This is a genomic window from Geodermatophilus sp. URMC 60 (assembly GCF_053502585.1).
Window position 1 is genome coordinate 2,024,559 of record NZ_CP199958.1, and the last position, 15,551, is coordinate 2,040,109.

The 15,551-nt window shown below is 72.9% G+C and carries 13 protein-coding genes; 7 read left to right on the forward strand and 6 right to left on the reverse strand.

The features are described 5' to 3' along the window. Nucleotides 1-72: 72 nt before the first annotated feature. Nucleotides 73-1,035: an NADPH:quinone oxidoreductase family protein gene (locus tag ACWIX3_RS09750; protein ID WP_448611875.1), complete on the reverse strand. Its 963-nt coding sequence runs from the start codon at nt 1,033-1,035 to the stop codon at nt 73-75. Nucleotides 1,036-1,275: 240 nt separating this feature from the next. Then, nucleotides 1,276-2,982: an alpha/beta hydrolase gene (locus ACWIX3_RS09755; RefSeq protein WP_448611876.1), complete on the reverse strand. Its 1,707-nt coding sequence runs from the start codon at nt 2,980-2,982 to the stop codon at nt 1,276-1,278. Between the two features lie 929 nt (nt 2,983-3,911). Between ACWIX3_RS09755 and ACWIX3_RS09760 the strand changes: the two genes are divergently transcribed. The 5 genes from ACWIX3_RS09760 to ACWIX3_RS09780 all read left to right on the forward strand — a co-directional run bounded on the left by ACWIX3_RS09760 (nt 3,912) and on the right by ACWIX3_RS09780 (nt 9,705). Next, complete coding sequence (locus tag ACWIX3_RS09760; protein ID WP_448611877.1) at nt 3,912-5,186, forward strand: arginine deiminase; 1,275 nt, start codon at nt 3,912-3,914, stop codon at nt 5,184-5,186. 125 nt (nt 5,187-5,311) lie between these two features. Continuing rightward, nucleotides 5,312-6,796, forward strand: coding sequence for a Na+/H+ antiporter NhaC (gene nhaC, locus ACWIX3_RS09765; protein WP_448611878.1), 1,485 nt, complete (start codon nt 5,312-5,314; stop codon nt 6,794-6,796). A 5-nt stretch (nt 6,797-6,801) separates the two neighbouring features. Beyond that, a complete protein-coding gene (locus ACWIX3_RS09770; RefSeq protein ID WP_448611879.1) occupies nt 6,802-8,277 on the forward strand; it encodes a basic amino acid/polyamine antiporter in 1,476 nt (491 codons plus the stop codon). A 54-nt stretch (nt 8,278-8,331) separates the two neighbouring features. Next, complete coding sequence (locus ACWIX3_RS09775; protein ID WP_448611880.1) at nt 8,332-8,883, forward strand: copper chaperone PCu(A)C; 552 nt, start codon at nt 8,332-8,334, stop codon at nt 8,881-8,883. 180 nt (nt 8,884-9,063) lie between these two features. Then, nucleotides 9,064-9,705 (forward strand): universal stress protein, encoded by a 642-nt coding sequence (locus ACWIX3_RS09780; protein ID WP_448611881.1) that lies wholly within the window; start codon nt 9,064-9,066, stop codon nt 9,703-9,705. A gap of 88 nt (nt 9,706-9,793) precedes the next feature. On the opposite strand, the gene ACWIX3_RS09785 is transcribed toward ACWIX3_RS09780, so the two are convergent. Then, on the reverse strand, nt 9,794-9,997 hold the full coding sequence (locus ACWIX3_RS09785) for a hypothetical protein (RefSeq protein WP_448611882.1): 204 nt from the start codon (nt 9,995-9,997) through the stop codon (nt 9,794-9,796). 566 nt (nt 9,998-10,563) lie between these two features. Here ACWIX3_RS09785 and ACWIX3_RS09790 point away from each other — a divergent pair. Beyond that, nucleotides 10,564-13,185, forward strand: a complete 2,622-nt coding sequence (locus ACWIX3_RS09790; RefSeq protein ID WP_448611883.1) for a LuxR C-terminal-related transcriptional regulator — start codon at nt 10,564-10,566, stop codon at nt 13,183-13,185. A gap of 270 nt (nt 13,186-13,455) precedes the next feature. Here the strand turns inward: ACWIX3_RS09790 and ACWIX3_RS09795 are convergent, their stop codons facing one another. Beyond that, entirely contained in the window at nt 13,456-14,031 is a 576-nt protein-coding gene (locus tag ACWIX3_RS09795; protein ID WP_448611884.1) for a dihydrofolate reductase family protein, read from the reverse strand. 148 nt (nt 14,032-14,179) lie between these two features. Here ACWIX3_RS09795 and ACWIX3_RS09800 point away from each other — a divergent pair, with 148 nt between their 5' ends. Next, on the forward strand, nt 14,180-14,425 hold the full coding sequence (locus tag ACWIX3_RS09800) for a hypothetical protein (protein ID WP_448611885.1): 246 nt from the start codon (nt 14,180-14,182) through the stop codon (nt 14,423-14,425). On the opposite strand, the gene ACWIX3_RS09805 is transcribed toward ACWIX3_RS09800, so the two are convergent. Both ACWIX3_RS09805 and ACWIX3_RS09810 read right to left on the reverse strand, forming a co-directional pair. Next, nucleotides 14,416-15,147, reverse strand: coding sequence for a DUF899 family protein (locus ACWIX3_RS09805; RefSeq protein ID WP_448611886.1), 732 nt, complete (start codon nt 15,145-15,147; stop codon nt 14,416-14,418). The two genes, ACWIX3_RS09800 and ACWIX3_RS09805, sit on opposite strands and share 10 nt — an antisense overlap. 155 nt (nt 15,148-15,302) lie before the next feature. Beyond that, nucleotides 15,303-15,533 (reverse strand): LytR C-terminal domain-containing protein, encoded by a 231-nt coding sequence (locus ACWIX3_RS09810; RefSeq protein ID WP_448612455.1) that lies wholly within the window; start codon nt 15,531-15,533, stop codon nt 15,303-15,305. Nucleotides 15,534-15,551: the final 18 nt, after the last annotated feature.

Below are 15,551 nucleotides of genomic sequence, written 5' to 3' on the forward strand. Positions count from 1 at the left end.
GAACAGGGCGGCCGCCGGGAGCCGTCCGTGATGGCAGGCCGTGGCGACGGCTCGCGCCCGGGATGCCGTCGGCTAGCGGACGCGGACGAGCACCCTCCCCGCCGCCCGGCGCTGGTCGATCTCCCGGATCGCGGTCGCGACCTGGTCCAGGGCGTACACCGAACCGATGGGTGGGTCGATCGCCCCGGACTGCACCAGCGGCACGAGCTCGCGCCACTGCCGGCCGGCGTAATCAGGCTCGACCCGCCAGAACTCGGCCGAGGCCGCCCCCATCACCGTGGTGTTGGCCAGCAGCAGCCGGTTGACCTTGACCGTGGGGATCTCGCGGCCGGTGAAGCCGAGGACGACCAGGCGGCCCTCCCGGGCCAAGGAGCGCAGTGAGTCGGTGAACCGGTCGCCGCCGACCGGGTCGACGACGACGTCCACGCCGCGACCGTCGGTGAGCCGGCGGACCTCGTCGCGGAAGCCGTCGACCGGCACGACCTCGTGCGCCCCGGCGGCCCGGGCGACCTCACCCTTGTCCGGGGTGGACACGACCGCGATCACCCGCGCCCCGTAGGCCGCCGCCAGCTGGCACGCCGCGGTGCCGACGCCGCCTGCCGCGCCGTGCACCAGGACGGTCTCGCCGGTCTCCAGCCGCGCGCGGCGGGTGAGCGCGAAGTGCATGGTCAGGTAGTTCAGCGGCAGCGCCGCTCCCTTGTCGGACGGCACGTCGTCGGGCAGTGGGAAGACCATGCCCGGGTCGACGGCGACCGTCTGGGCCAAGCCGCCGATGACCGGCATCGCCGCCACCCGGTCACCGGCCCGGAAGCCGCAGGCGTCCTCGCGCACCACACCCGCCACCTCCCACCCCGGGGTGAAGGGCAGCTCGGGACGCAGCTGGTACTCCCCGCGGGTCTGCAGCACGTCCGGGAAGACGACGCCCGCGAAGTCCACGTCGACCACCACCTGACCCGGCTGCGGCACGGGGTCGGGAACGTCGCGGACCTCGACGGCGTCCGGACCGGTCAGGGTGGTGATGAGTGCTGCGCGCACGGGTCTCTCCTCCGGTGCCGGGGCGTCGGGACGGCGGGGCGGCACGGAGGCGGGCCCGACCCGACCCCGGGCCGCGGCTCGTCCCCAGCACGTCCGTGGCGCAACTGTGGCAGGACGACGGAGGAGTCGAGGGTCTGCCGGTACGACGGGAGCTCGGTTTCGTCGCACGCAGCGCGCGGTCGGACCGGGCGCTCCACGACGGATCAGCTGTCGAGCGTTCCAGTGGTGCGGGTCCCCGGGTCACGCCCGGATCAGCGTGCGAAGCCGGTCGGCCTCCTCGTCGGTCCAGTCCGGCGGGCGGAGCAGCAGTGCCCAGGCGTCCACCGACTCGCGGGTGTAGCGGTGCCCGTGGCCCTCGGGGACGTCGAGGGAGAAGGGCATGTCGAGGGTGACCTGCCAGAAGGTGACCAGGGGGATCCAGGTCATCTCGGGGAGGACGTCGCGCCCGGGTGGTTCGGCCAGCCAGTCCGGGCGGTCGAAGAGCAGCGACGGGCTCCACCAGGTGACCGGGTCGGAAGGGTGCTGCAGGATCAGCACGCGGGACCCGGTCCAGGGGGCGTCGGCCGGCGGAGCGCCGATGTCGGTGCTGAACCGCACCGTGCGGCCGCCCCGGTACACCGGTTCCACCTCGCGGCTGCCGGGGTCGCGGTTCTCGCGGAACTCGGTGTGCAGTGCGTTGAAGTTGGGTGGGCCCACGAACAACGCGCCGGTCACGCGGTTGCGCAGGTCGTACTCGCCGCTGAACGCCGCCTCGGCCCCGAACGAGCCGAGGCTCTCCCCGAAGACGTACAGCTCGGGCCGCTGGTCCGGCGGCAGCGCGGTCCACCGCTCGTAGACGGCGTCGAACAGCTCCCGTCCGGCTGCCCGGGCCCGGGACTGGTCGATGAGATAGGACAGCCCGGAGGGGACGTAGGAGTACTGCATCGCGACGACCGCGGAGTTCCCGCCGGCGATGTACTCGAACGCGGCCAGCGATCCGGCGTCCAGCCAGCCGCGACCGGTGGTCGTGGCTGCCAACAGCCGGGCACGCTCGAAGCCGCCGGCCCGTTCGAGGTCGTCAACGGCGCGCTGCGCCCGCGTCTCGACGTCGTCCGCGGTCGCCACGCCGGAGTAGATCCGGATGGGCTCGGGCGCCGCCGCGCCGGTGAACGCGCCGATCTCGGCGGCCGACGGGCCACCGGCGACTAACGTCCGTCCTTCCCGGCCCAACGTGTCCCAGCCGATCAGCGAGCCCGGTCCCCCGGAGCGCAGGGCGCTGTCCGGTTGCTCGACGCCCTCGGCCGTCTCCCGGTCCTCCAGCGCGAAGGTCCGGTCGGCGGTGGCCAGCAGTGCGTCGAGGGCCACGCCGCTGACGAGGAACACCGCCAGCGCGGCGACGCACACGCCCCCGAGGGCCCGGGCCGCGGACGGGGCGATCCAGCGGGACAGCAGCCAACCGATCCCGCGGCCAGCGGCGCGCACTCCACGGGACACAGCGACCAGCACGGTGCAGACGACCAGGGCGACGAGCGGCGCGAGCAGCGCGCGCCACAGCGGCTCCGTCGGCATCCCCATGAGCGCGCGGAGGTCACCCTGCCACCGTCGGCCGAGGACGCAGAACACCATGAGCAGCACGGTTGCGCTGACGAGGAACACCCGCCACGCCCAGGGCCGCGGTGGGCGAGGGCCGCGATCGGCGAACGCCCGCCAGGTGACCGCGGCCAGGACGCCGAGCCCGTACCCCATCGCCGCGCTGATCCCGCTGACCACGCCCTGTGCCACGCCGCTGCGTGGCAGCAGCGACGGTGTCAGCGACACGCACACCAGCAGCACCGCGCCCCAGCTGCCCGGCAGCGACAGCCGCAGCCGCCACCCCCCGCTGCCGGCGGTCTCCTGATGCGACTCGCTCCGGTCTGCCGGCGGCGCGGCGGGTGCTGCGTCCGGCTCGACCGTGCCCGGCGCGCTCATGCCTGTGGCCGGGCAGGTGCGGCACCGGTGGCGTCGTCGCGGAACATCGCGGTCTCCCTGACGGATCAGCCCGGTCGGCGAACGCCGCGCGCAGCATGTCCTCCGGCTCCCGGGACGAACCGGAGTGCAGCAGGTCGGCGCGCTGCCCGGTGAACACCTCCTGCACCCGGTCCAGGACGGCGTCGGAGGTCAGGACCAACCCGGCCACGTGCCGGGGGTGACCTCCTCCCTCACGCGCTCGATGGACGTGTCGTCGATCCCGACGCCGGTCAGCCGGCCGGCGGGCGCGCCGACCGCGGCGCCGGTGGCCTCGTCGGCCCCGGGGCGTATCGGAGCGCCACGCGCTGGAAGGGGACATCGGGGCTCCTGTCCCGGGGGTGCGTCTGCCGCAGCATCCTCCGGGCTGCCCGCCCCACGCTGCCTCACCTGCTCGGGGTGAGAGCTGAGCGCCGGGGACCGTGGCAGGGATCGGTGTCGCCGCCTCTCACGAGGAGGGGTGGCCCGACCGGGGACCGCTCGAGCCGGTCGGCGCTGACCCGCCGAGACCACCAGAGACCGTCCCGGCCGCCCTGGCCTCGGCTTGCCCCGCGCGGCGCCTGCCACCGACCGCCTGGCGACGCCGCCCGTCCAGCGCTCCGGCCGGCGTCGCGGCCCCTGCTCCCGACGTCTCTCCCTCACCCAGCACCGGTTCGGTCGTTCCTCCTCGGCGGGCACGAGGCACAGCGCCGGCGGAGCGCCCACCATGCCGGACGCGAGGTTCCCGGGGGACGGCGCACTCCTCAGCACATCTCATCCCCCCCGGACGAGGCCGGTCGGCCGCGCAGGGGAGCAGCTTGCAGCCGCAGAGGAGCTCTCCTCCCGCGAGGGCGCCTCGTCCTGCCCTGGTCCGGTGCCCACCGGTCCTCTCTCGAGCGAGGAGCGTGCGGACGATGACCGACACCACGATCTCCCGGGCGGGCACGGGCGTGCCGGTCGCCACCTACGGCGTGCACTCCGAGGTCGGCGTGCTGCGCAAGGTCCTGGTCTGCGCACCGGGCCTGGCCCACTCCCGGCTCACACCGCGCAACTGCGACGACCTGCTCTTCGACGACGTCCTCTGGGTCGACAACGCCCGCCGGGACCACTTCGACTTCGTCGACAAGCTGCGCGGCCGGGGCGTCGAGGTCGTGGACCTGCACGACCTGCTCGCCGAGACGATGGCGATCCCCGAGGCGAAGGCGTGGCTGCTGGACCGCAAGATCACGGCCAACGAGGTCGGCCTCGGGCTCGTCGACGGGACGCGGGCCTTCCTGGAGTCCCTGGACGACCGCCGGCTGGCCGAGTTCCTCATCGGCGGGCTGGCCACGGTCGACCTGCCCCCCGACTTCCGTTCCGGCTACCTCGCCCTGGCCCGGGAGTCGACCGGCATCCGCGAGTACCTGATGCCGCCGCTCCCCAACACCCTCTACACCCGCGACACCACCTGCTGGGTCTACGGCGGCGTCACCCTGAACCCGCTGTACTGGCCGGCCCGCCACGACGAGACCCTGCTCTACAAGGCGATCTACACCTTCCACCCCGACTTCGCCGGCGCCACGGTCTGGTGGGGCGACCCCGAGCGGGACTGGGGCCTGGCCACCATGGAGGGCGGCGACGTCATGCCGATCGGCAACGGAGCGGTCGCCGTCGGCATGAGCGAGCGCACCTCCCGGCAGGCCATCACGCAGTTCGCCGCCGCGCTGTTCGAGCACGGCGCCGCCACCCGTGTGGTCGTCGCCGGCATGCCGAAGCTGCGGGCGGCGATGCACCTGGACACGGTGTTCACGTTCGCCGACCGCGACGTCGCGACGGCGTACCGCGACATCGTCGACGGGATCCACACCTTCAGCCTGCGGCCCGGCGACAAGGAGCCGGTCGAGGTCACTGAGGAGAAGCGGTCCTTCCCCGACGTCGTCGCCGATGCACTCGGCCTTCGGGAGCTGCGGGTGCTGGAGACCGGCGGGGACGCTTACGCGAACGAGCGCCAGCAGTGGGACAGCGGCAACAACGTGGTCGCCGTGGCACCGGGGGTCGTTTTCGCCTACGACCGCAACACCCACACCAACACCGTGCTGCGCAAGGCAGGCATCGAGGTGATCACGATCGTCGGCGCGGAGCTGGGCCGCGGTCGTGGCGGCGGGCACTGCATGACCTGCCCGATCATCCGCGACCCCGTCGACGTCTGAGCCGATCGCTCGTCGAGCCGGGCACCGTCCGGCTGCGCACCGAGGAGAGCCTCGGTCAGACCGCTGGGTGAGTCCGTCACCGAGCGTGGCGTACGGGCCTCGGCTCCACGATCGAGAGACACGCCATGGCAGAGCGAGATGTCCTGACGGCGCGACGGCCGTCGCTCGTCGATGCCCTGCTGCCCCTCGTCGCCCTGGCGGTCCTGATCGCCAGTTCCCTCGTGCTGTTCGGCCTCGATGCGCTGGACGGGCCCATCCAGGTGGCTCTCGTGGGTTGCGCCGCGATCGCGGCCTTGATCGTGCGCGGGAACGGGCACAGCTGGGAGGAGGTGGGGCACGCCGAGCAGGAGGCGATCGCCTCGGTGACGAGCGCCCTGTTCATCCTGCTGGCCGTCGGCGCTCTGATCGGCACCTGGAACCTGTCCGGCACCATCCCGACCCTCGTCTTCTACGGGATCCAGGTGCTCTCCCCGTCGTGGATCTACGCCGCCACGGCGATCATCTGCGGGATCGTCGCGCTGAGCATCGGCAGCTCCTGGACCACCGCCGGGACGATCGGCGTGGGCCTGGTCGGCATCGCCAGCCTGCTCGACGTCTCGGTAGCGATCACGGCGGGTGCGGTGATCTCGGGGGCGTACCTGGGCGACAAGACCTCGCCGCTGTCGGAGACCACCATCCTGACCGCCCAGATGGTGGGAGTGGACCCGCGCGAGCACATCAAGCGCCAGGTCTGGACCTCCGTGCCGGCCTTCGCAATCGCGCTCGTCGTCTTCCTCGTCCTGGGCTGGGTCACGGGCCCGGACGTGCGGGACGCGGTGCCGACCAGCACGGAGCTGGCCGATCTGGACCAGCTGTTCTGGATCAGCCCGGTGAACCTGCTGCCCCTGGTGCTGCTGGTGGTGCTCTCGTTGCGCAAGGCGCCCGCGTCGCTGGCGCTGCTCGCGTCGGCGCTGTTCGCGGGCGTGCTCGCGGCTTTCACCCAGCCCAAGGTCGTCGCCGACTTCGTCGCCGGGCAGGGCAACGTGGTGGTGGAGTCGATCAGGGCGGGCTGGCAGGCGATGGCCACCGGGCTCACCGTCGACACCGGCGTCGCCGACGTCGACCGGCTCGTCTCCCGCGGCGGCATGTCGAGCATGCTGTTCACGCTCTGGCTGATCTTTGGGGCGGTCACGTTCGGAGTCCTGCTGGAGCGGTTCGGCCTGATCTCGCGGCTGATCGACCCGATGATCGCCGCCGCGAAGAGCACCGGGCGGCTGTTCGCCACGGTGTTCGCCTGCGCCTTCGGCCTGAACGTCGTCGCCGGCGACCAGTACATCGCCTTGGTCCTCCCCGCGCGCATCTTCCGCGTCGAGTTCGCGCGGCGCGGTCTGGCGCCGACCAACCTGTCCCGGTTGACCGCCGACAGCGGCACGGTCACGTCCCCGCTGGTGCCGTGGAACTCGTGCGGGGCGTTCATGGCGGCCACCCTCGGCGTCTCCACGTTCCTCTACCTGCCGTGGGCCATCTTCTGCTACGCGAGTCCCGCGCTGAGCGTCCTGTACGGAGTCACCGGCTTCAAGATCGAGACGGTCGAGCCGGTGGCGCTCGGCCGGTCCCCAGGACAGGAGTGACTGCGATGGTCGACACGGCCCCACGGGCTGCCGGCGCGGTTGCCGACGCCCCGGTCGCGACGCCGGGAAAGATGTCGCTGCCCACTCTCACCGCGATGGTGGTCGGCAGCATGGTCGGCGCGGGCGTCTTCTCGCTGCCGGCGCGCTTCGGCGTGGCGACCGGCATCCTCGGGTCGCTCATCGCCTGGGCGATCGCGGGCACGGGCATGCTGATGCTCGCCTTCGTGTTCCAGAACCTCGCGATCCGCAAGCCCGAGCTGGACTCCGGGGTCTTCATCTACGCCAAGGCCGGCTTCGGCGACTACGTCGGGTTCAACTCCGCGATCGGCTTCTGGGCCAGCGCGGTCTCCGGCAACGCCTTCTACTGGGTGTTCATCACGGCGACCCTCGGCGCGTTCGTCCCCGCGTTCGGTGACGGCGACACGGTCCTCGCGGTGGCGCTCGGCACGGTCGGTGTCTGGTTCTTCCACTACCTGATCGCGCGGGGGGTCCGCGACGCCGCCGTGATCAACCGGATCGTGACGATCTTCAAGATCCTGCCGATCCTCGTGTTCGTCGTCGTGCTGTTCGTGGCGTTCGACGCCGGCGTCTTCTCCGACAACTGGATCGCCACGGGCTACGGCGACCTCGGCTCGCTCGACGAGCAGGTGCGCAACACCATGATCATCACGACGTTCGTCTTCATCGGCATCGAGGGCGCCAGTGTCTACTCGCGCTACGCCAGGAGGCGCGAGGACGTCGGCAGGGCGACCGTCCTGGGCTTCCTCAGCGTGCTGTCGATCTTCGCCCTGGTGACGCTGTCGAGCTACGCGGTGATGCCACAGCCGGAGATCGCCGCGACCCGCCAGCCGTCGATGATCGGCCTGTTCGAGTCCGTCGTCGGCGACTGGGGCCGGTGGTTCATCAGCATCGCCGTCATCGTCTCGGTCCTCGGTGCCTACCTCGCGTGGACGCTGATGGCTGCCGAGGTGATGTACATCCCGGCCCGCAACGAGGACCTCCCGGCGTTCCTCGGCAGGGAGAACGACAGGGCGACACCGATCACGGCACTCGTCGTCACCTCGCTGGCGGTGCAGGGGCTCCTCGCCGCGACGCTCGTCCTGACCGATGCGCTGAACTTCATGCTCGATCTGTCCACCTGCCTGGCGCTGATCCCCTACTTCCTCGCCGCCGCGTACGCGCTGAAGCTCGGCCTCACGGGGGAGGGCTACGAGGACGTGACCGCCAGGACGCGCCGGAAGGAGGCGATCATCGCGGGGATCGCCACCGCCTACACGCTGTTCCTCTTCGAGGCCGCCGGCCTGAAGTTCCTGCTGCTGGCCACGGTGATCCTCGCCCCGGCCACCCTGCTGTACGTCAAGGCGCGCAGCGAGCGGAGCCGCCGGCTGTTCAGTCCCACCGAGATGGCGCTCTGCGCCGTGATCGTGGCCGCCGGCATCACCGGCGTCGTCGGCCTGTGGACCGGCTTCATCGCCATCTGACCCCGCGTCCGTGAGCCAACTGTCCCTGACTCGAGCCCGATCCCTGGAGTCACCATGAACCGCACCGCAGTCGTCGGGGCGATGCTGCTCCTCCTGCTGGCACTCGCCGGCTGCGGCGCAGGGCAGGCAGGCACCCCGAACCTCGACCGGGCCAGGATCGGGCTCGACAGCGTCGACGGGCAGGTGGGCCCGCTCCGGCTGCTCAGCGTGACCATCGCCTCCCCCGGCACGCGCGGCAGCCTGCACATCGCCGGGGACAGCGCCGCGCTCCTCCTGACCATCGCGAACGACAGCGAGGCCGACGACGTGCTCACCGGGGCCGCGGCCGAGGTCGCCGAGGAGGTCGTCCTCCGGGACGGCGACGAGGAGGCGGAACCGCGCCTGGACGTGCCGGTGCCCGCTGGCGGGGTCGCGGTCCTCCGCGAGGTGGGCGGCCTCCACCTGGAGCTGACCGGGTTGCGGGAGGGCCTGCGCAGCGGCTTCAGCGTCCCGGTCACCTTCGAGTTCCGCGACGCCGGCTCGGTGACCCTCTCCGTGCCGATCCGTACCTACACCGACGTCCGGCCGGACAGGTTCCTGGAGCCCGTCGCCGTGACCACTCGCTGACTCGTGCCGAGCCCGGCTGAGCCGTCCCCCCTCGATCGGATCGGCCCCATCTCGCGGACGTCCGGAGGCCTGGCATGCGCGACACCACGTCCGTGGAAGAGGTCGCCATCGTGCGGTGGCAGCTGGGTCCTCGTCATCCTCGGCGAGACCGACCACCAGTGGTCCGGCACGGCGGTGCCGGTGACCAACGCCACGCTGGCCGCGATCTCGACCGGCCGGCTCCCGGCCTTCGACCGCATCGAGCAGCTCCTCCACCAGGCACATGAGCTGTTCCGCGACGTGGCGGACGGCCGAGTCGCCGACTACATCCCCGCTCTCGCGCACGCCGATCCACGGCTCTTCGCCATGACCGTTGCCGAGGTCGACGGGACGGTCCACGATGCCGGCGACGCCTTGCGGTTCGCCGCGGCCGAGGCACGCCTGCGCGGCGGCGAGCTGCACGTCGTCCACGCCTGGATCGACAACCTCTCCGGCTACGGCGGTCCTCCCTGGGCGCGGCCCGCTGCGACGCTGCGGGAGCAGGCCGACACGACACTGCTGGAGAGCCTGCGGGCGGCCTGGCAGAACGGGCCCCCCGAGGTCCGCGCCGAGACCATCGAAGGCGCGGAGTGGGACGTCCTGACGGAGTTGGCCGAGGCGGCCGACCTGCTCGTGGTCGGTTCGCGCGGTCGGACCGGCCGGTCGAGCTCGCTCCTGGGATCGGTGGCCCTGCGCTGCATCACCCAGGCGCCGTGCCCTGTGGCGGTGGTCCGCCCGCTCCGTTCCGCGGCGGGAACCGTCGGACCCAGCGCTTCTCCTCGTCTGCTCGTCCCGACGGGCTGACGGCCCGGCGACGTGGCGGGCGGACCATCGGCCGAGCCGGACAGGGGTTGCTCCACCACTGCGCCAGGTCGGCTGGTGATCGGCGCTGCTAGGGCTGCACCTCGTGCAGGGCCACGACGTGTAGCCCGAGGTCCTGGATCAACGCCAGCACGCCGTGCAGGTGGGCCTCGTCGATGACCTCCCCGTAGATGATCGTCTCCGGTGGAGCCTCCATCAGGACCATGTCGGGAAACGCGCCGCGGGCCCGATCGGACAGGCGCCCGGCCACACGGAACTGGTAGTGCGACGTCACGTCCCCCCTCCCGGTCACTTCGCTGTCACGGTCGCGCGTCCTCCGGCAGGGCGCCTCGTCCGTCGGGGACGGGGTGACCGGCCCGCGATGGCGATGTCGTCGATGCCGCCCGACGGGACGCGGTCACCGCGCCCGGCGATCGGTGCGACGCAACAGGCCCGGACCGGAGGGCTCATCCGCTCCGGAGGAGGCCGGGGCACGGCGGCAGGCCACCGTGCGGTTCCTCCCTCGCCGATGCGCAGGTCCCGCGGGGAGCCCTCAGCGGAGGTGATGAGCCCAGCCATGGAGGAGTCCCGCAGCTCCGTCCAGGTCACCGGCGTGCTCGGGGTGATCACCGCGTGGGCTGTTGCCCGCACCGGCATGCTCGTGCTCGCCTTCGTCCTCCAGCGCCTGGACATGCGCAGACCGGATCCCGACGTCGGGATGCGGGTCTGCGCCAGGCATCCGGCTACTAGGCCGGGGCGTCTCGGCACTGTGCAGATCGTCGCGCTGGTCGTAGCTTGCTCTGTGCCATGGCTGTCGCCGGTCCAGCGGAGGGCTCGAGCCCGGGCGCGAGGCGCCCGGGCGTGCCGAGGGTGAAGACGGCGGTGCCGCGGCTGCCCGAGCGGTACGTGGACCGTCCCCGGCTGATCGCCGCGATGGAGGCCGCGGCCCCGGGGCAGGTCACCCTCGTGTGTGCGCCCGCCGGGTTCGGCAAGACGTTGCTGATGGCCGATTGGGCGTCCCAGCACCCGGACGCGACCGCCTGGATGTCGCTCGACGCCGACGACAACGACGACCACCGCTTCTGGTCGGCGGTGCTGACCGCCCTCGCGTCGTGCCCGGCCGTCCCCGAGGACAGCGCCGTGCGCCGGCTCGTCGTCCCCGCCCGGCCGAGCCGGGACCCGACGTTCCTGGCCGCGGTGGTCGACGCGGTCGACCTCGTGCCCGGTCCGGTCCGTCTCGTGCTCGACGACGTCCACGAGCTCACCGCACGGGACTCGGTGCACGGTCTGGCCTGCCTGGTACGCGACCGACCGCCGGGACTGCACCTCGTGCTCGGAGGGCGGAGTGATCCACCGCTGGCACTGGGCCGGATGCGGCTGAACGGCGAGGTGTGCGAGATCCGAGCCGAGGCACTTCGGTTCTCGGTGCCCGAAGCGGACGAGATGCTGACCGGGACCGACGTCGTGCTCCGCCCTGACCAGCTGCGCCTGCTCGTCGAGCAGACGGAGGGCTGGGCGGCAGGCCTGCGGCTAGCGGCGCTGTCCCTGCGCGAGGCCGACGACCCTGACCGGTTCCTCGCCGACTTCGCCGGCAACAGCCGCGCCATCTCCGACTACCTCGTCGGCGAGATCCTCGCGCGACTGCCGGTGGAGGTGCTGGACCTGCTGCGTGCGGTGAGCGTCTGCGACCCGCTGTCGGCGACGCTCGCGGCGGCGCTGTCCGGCCGCCCGGATGCGGGCGAGGTGCTCGACTCCCTGGAACACGGCACCTCCCTCATCCTCAGCTCCGGACAGGGCCGGACCTGGTACCGGGTGCACCCGCTGCTGCGGTCCCACCTGGTCGCCGACCTCCGGCGACGGAGACCCGACCTGGTGCTGGACCTGCACCGACGAGCCGCCGACTGGTACGCCGCGCGGAGCCAACCCGTCCCGGCGCTCGCGCACGCCCGCCAGGCCGGGGATCCCGACCAGTTGGCCCAGCTCTTGCGCCTGAACTCCGCCTCGCTGATCGCCGACGGAGCGCACCGTGCCCTGCGGGAAGCCCTGGACGGGCTCGGCGGCCGGTACGTGGCCGAGGACCCGTGGCTGTCCCTCGTCGCCGCGCTGGTGGACGTGGAGACCGGGACACTGGCGGCAGCCGACGCCCACCTCGACCGTGCCGACGCCGTGTGGCCGGCGGAGCCGAGCGCCGACCTCGCGGCGCTGCGTGTCCTCGTGCACGCGCGGCGGGTCAGCCTGGCCGGCGACCCGCTCGAAATGGTTCAGGTGACCGAGGGTCTCACCGCGGTGTCCGGAGAACCCCTCGGGCTGGCCGTCATGGGAGACCTGGACCGCGCCCTGGCCCTGCTCACCGTCGACCGCCCCGTCGAGGCACGGGCTGTCGCCGACGCCGCGACGCAGCGGGCGCGCCAGTGGGACCAGGCCTACCTCGTCGCGCGCGGACTGGCGGTGCTGGCGGCGGTCGAGTCCGTGCGCGGGGACTACCGGCGGATGGTCACCCTCGCCGAGGAGGCCGACGAGATCGTGCCCGGCGCCGACTGGCAGGCCACGGCCGGAGCGGTGCTGTCATCGATCCTGCGCGCCTACGGGGCGCTGCTGAGAGCCGAGCCCGCCGCCTGCCTGGACCTGCTCGGCCCGGCGCTCGCCTTCGGCGACCCGCCCCAGAACGGCCCGCTGGGCGCGGTGGACCCGACGACCCGGGGGCTGCGCGGGGCCGCGCTGGTGGACCTCGGACGCGTTGCCGACGGCCTCGACGAACTGCGGCGCGCGCGCACGGAGACGGTGTGCCATCCCCGGATGGCGGCGGTCAGCGCGCTCCTCGCGTCGCTGGAGTACCCGGCAGCGGCGCTCTCCGGGCGCCGGGAGGTCGCTCGCACCGTCCTGGAGTGGGCCGAGCACAGCCTCGGCCCCTCCGGGGAAGCGGTCCTGATGCGGGCGCAGCGGCTGACCGCGATGGGCAGGCACGACGCCGCCGCCGAGGCCCTGCGGCCCCTCCTCGACGGGACATCTCCTGTCCTCGTGCCCTGGGTGGTGCTGGAAGCCCGGGTGCTGGACTGCCGCCTCGCCGTGCTCGCGGAACGCCGGGAGCACGCCCGCGTCTCGCTGAACCGCGCGCTGGAGTCGAGCGAGGTGACCGACGTGCTGCGGCCGCTGGCGTTCGGCCCGGCCGAGGTCGCCGCTCTGCTCACCAGCCTGCTGGGCAGCTTCGGCGCCCGGGAGCCGATCGCGCGCCGGGTCCTGGGCGCCCGGCGTGCTCTCGGCGCCCACGACCGGAGGGTGGGCATGACCGAGCGGGAGCGAGCGGTCCTCGACCTGCTGCCCTCGCAGCGCTCGTTCGGCGAGATCGCGACCGAGCTGGTCGTCTCGCACAGCACCGTGAAGACGCACGTCCGGGCCATCTACGGCAAGCTCGGCGCCAACTCCCGGCGGGAAGCCGTCGACCAGGCCCGCAACCGCGGCCTCCTCTTCCCTGGGACGTCGTGACCTCGACGCGGCCACCTCGGGTCCGCTGTCCGGCCCGGCGCACGCCTCATCTGCTGCGGAGGGACGCCTGGGTGGAACCCCGCTCGCGGAACGCTGCAGTGCAGGCGGCTGCCGGCGGTCGTGGGTTGGCAGTACGTCACTGCCGTCGCGCAGCTCCTCGATGGCGGCACTGCGGCCGGCGCCGGACGGCACGGCTGGTCGTCTCCCGTGGTGCCCGGCGGTCCCCGCAGGGTCCGCGCGAGGGGGACCAGCGCTGAGGACGGCGTTCCCTCAGCGCGGTCGCGAGTAGTACAGGACGGCGTTGCCGCCCGGGAAGCTGCGCAGGTCGTCCAGCTGGAAGGCGGTGGGCGCGAACCGCGTGCCGAAGGCCGTCCGGCCCGCCCCGGCGACGACCGGGTAGAGCTTGACGACCAGGCGGTCGATCTCGTCGAGGAGCTCACCCGCCAGTTGACCACCACCGGCGAGGTAGACGTCGAGCCCGGTGTCCTCCTGCTTGAGCGCGCGGACGGCTCCGACCGGGTCGTCGCGGACGACGGTGACGTCCGGGTCCGGCGACTCGAGCGTGCGGGAGACCACCACCTGGCGGAGGTGGGCGTACGGGCTGGTGATGCCTAGCCGGAGGGCGGGGTCGTAGGTGCGCCGGCCCATGACGACGGTGTCGAAGCGCCGGTTGGGCCCCGCATCGATGCCCAGTTCTCGACGGAGATGCGTGGGCAGCGCGTCGGCGAACTCCGTGGTCATCCACTCCTGGTACGGCTCCGACGTCGGGTAGAAGTCGGTCTCGTCATCGGGCCCGGCGATGAAGCCGTCGAGGGAGACCCCGATGTAGTAGACGAGATCCCGCACGCCGTCCCCTTCCCGGTACTGAGGCCGGCCTGCGGCGCGGTGCGCCCGCTCCGCCGCCGGTCTGCGGAGTGCAGATGCGGTCAGCGTGCCAGCTCTCCGCCCGCGTCGGCCTCGGGTGCGCGGGCCCGTCCCGCGTACGGTGCGCAGGATGAGCGAGGTGGCCTTGGTGATCGAGGTCCTCGCGGTGCTGATCGGTGTACCTGCGGGCTGTGCGTGGCTCGGACGCCGTGCCCGGCGCCGCGGCATCGGGGGCTCGGTGCTGGCCCCGCTCGAGGAGGTCTGGGACCCGGGGGCACACCGGACCAACATCGAGGTGCAGGTACTGGCCGAACGCGCGGCGCCGACGTCGGTGCCCGGCGATCGGCGGGTCCGCGCCCGGCCGCCTCACGTGTAGGCCAGTTGCTCGTCCCAGTCGGTGCCGCGCCCGTCCGGGATGAGGTCGAAGAGGTTCCACAGCGGCTCGATGGTCCCGACGTGCCGCGGGTCCTGTCCGGGTTCCGTGGGCGCGTACAGCAGCTCCGACCCCCAGAAGTGACGGATCTGCTGCTGCTCACGGTGGAAGACGTTGAGCATGGGCCGCTGGTGCCCCTCGGCGGTCTCGCCGAAGTAGTCGCGGTTGTAGGTGGTGCCCAGCGACGAGAGCAGCCGCAGTCGGCGCCAGCCGCGGTCGGCGGCGAAGCCGACCATGTGCTCCAGCGGCGCCTTGCCGACCACGACGAGGTCCACCCGCTGGGCGACGTGACCCGCAGCGCCGTCGAGCTGGTCCAACAGCGCCGTGCAGGACGGGCACGGGCCCTGCAGCAGGGGCAGCAGCGCGGTGCGGCCGCCCGACGGTCCCGGGCGCTCGTCCCCGGGATCGCGGGGGAACATCATGCTGTAGACGACCAGCGAGTTCCTGCCGGGCGCGAACAGCTCCGACAGCCGCACGTCGGCAGGGGCTCCGTCCGCACCGAGTCCCCGGAACACGTAGTCCTGCGGCACCGGTCCGCCCGGCGGCAGCCGCCGCCTCGCTGCGGCCACGTCCTCCATCGTCCGTCGCAGGTCGATCTCCTGCTGCAGCAGCCGGTCTCGCGCGGCGCGGTACTCCGCCGATTCGCCGGGGAACCTGAGGCCCATCGTCGTCCCTCCTGCCGAGTCGGTCCGAGAGGTCTGCGCTTTCCCTGTGAGACGTCGGGAGGCCGTGCGACTCATCGCTGCCGGCGGTTGTCATCCGCCCCGTGGCCCGGTGCGGCGACCCTGCGGTTGGTCCCGCGGCGGGGTCTGGCCCGGGGTCAGGCGCCGCAGGCCAGACGGGCGGCGTCCCCGGCCCCGATGACCACGGTGATCCGCTCGACGTCCCCGGCCCGCGCGGCCCCGGACAGGCCCAGCGCGTCGGCGAGCGCCGTCGCCCTCTCGCCCTGGCCGTCCGGGTACAGGACGGCGGAGGTCGTGTCCTGCGTGGCGCTGACGTCGCCGACCGTGCCGCCCGCCTGCTCGACCCGGGCACCGACCTCGGTGGGCACGGCCGGGTCCGCGGAGCC

What these genes read in the sequence shown, in the direction of transcription:
- ACWIX3_RS09770 (WP_448611879.1), top strand. Translation starts at nt 6,802, where the DNA reads ATGGTCGACACGGCCCCACGGGCTGCCGGCGCGGTTGCCGACGCCCCG.
- ACWIX3_RS09755 (WP_448611876.1), bottom strand. Translation starts at nt 2,982, where the DNA reads ATGAGCGCGCCGGGCACGGTCGAGCCGGACGCAGCACCCGCCGCGCCG.
- ACWIX3_RS09800 (WP_448611885.1), top strand. Translation starts at nt 14,180, where the DNA reads ATGAGCGAGGTGGCCTTGGTGATCGAGGTCCTCGCGGTGCTGATCGGT.
- ACWIX3_RS09775 (WP_448611880.1), top strand. Translation starts at nt 8,332, where the DNA reads ATGAACCGCACCGCAGTCGTCGGGGCGATGCTGCTCCTCCTGCTGGCA.
- nhaC (WP_448611878.1), top strand. Translation starts at nt 5,312, where the DNA reads ATGGCAGAGCGAGATGTCCTGACGGCGCGACGGCCGTCGCTCGTCGAT.
- ACWIX3_RS09805 (WP_448611886.1), bottom strand. Translation starts at nt 15,147, where the DNA reads ATGGGCCTCAGGTTCCCCGGCGAATCGGCGGAGTACCGCGCCGCGCGA.
- ACWIX3_RS09760 (WP_448611877.1), top strand. Translation starts at nt 3,912, where the DNA reads ATGACCGACACCACGATCTCCCGGGCGGGCACGGGCGTGCCGGTCGCC.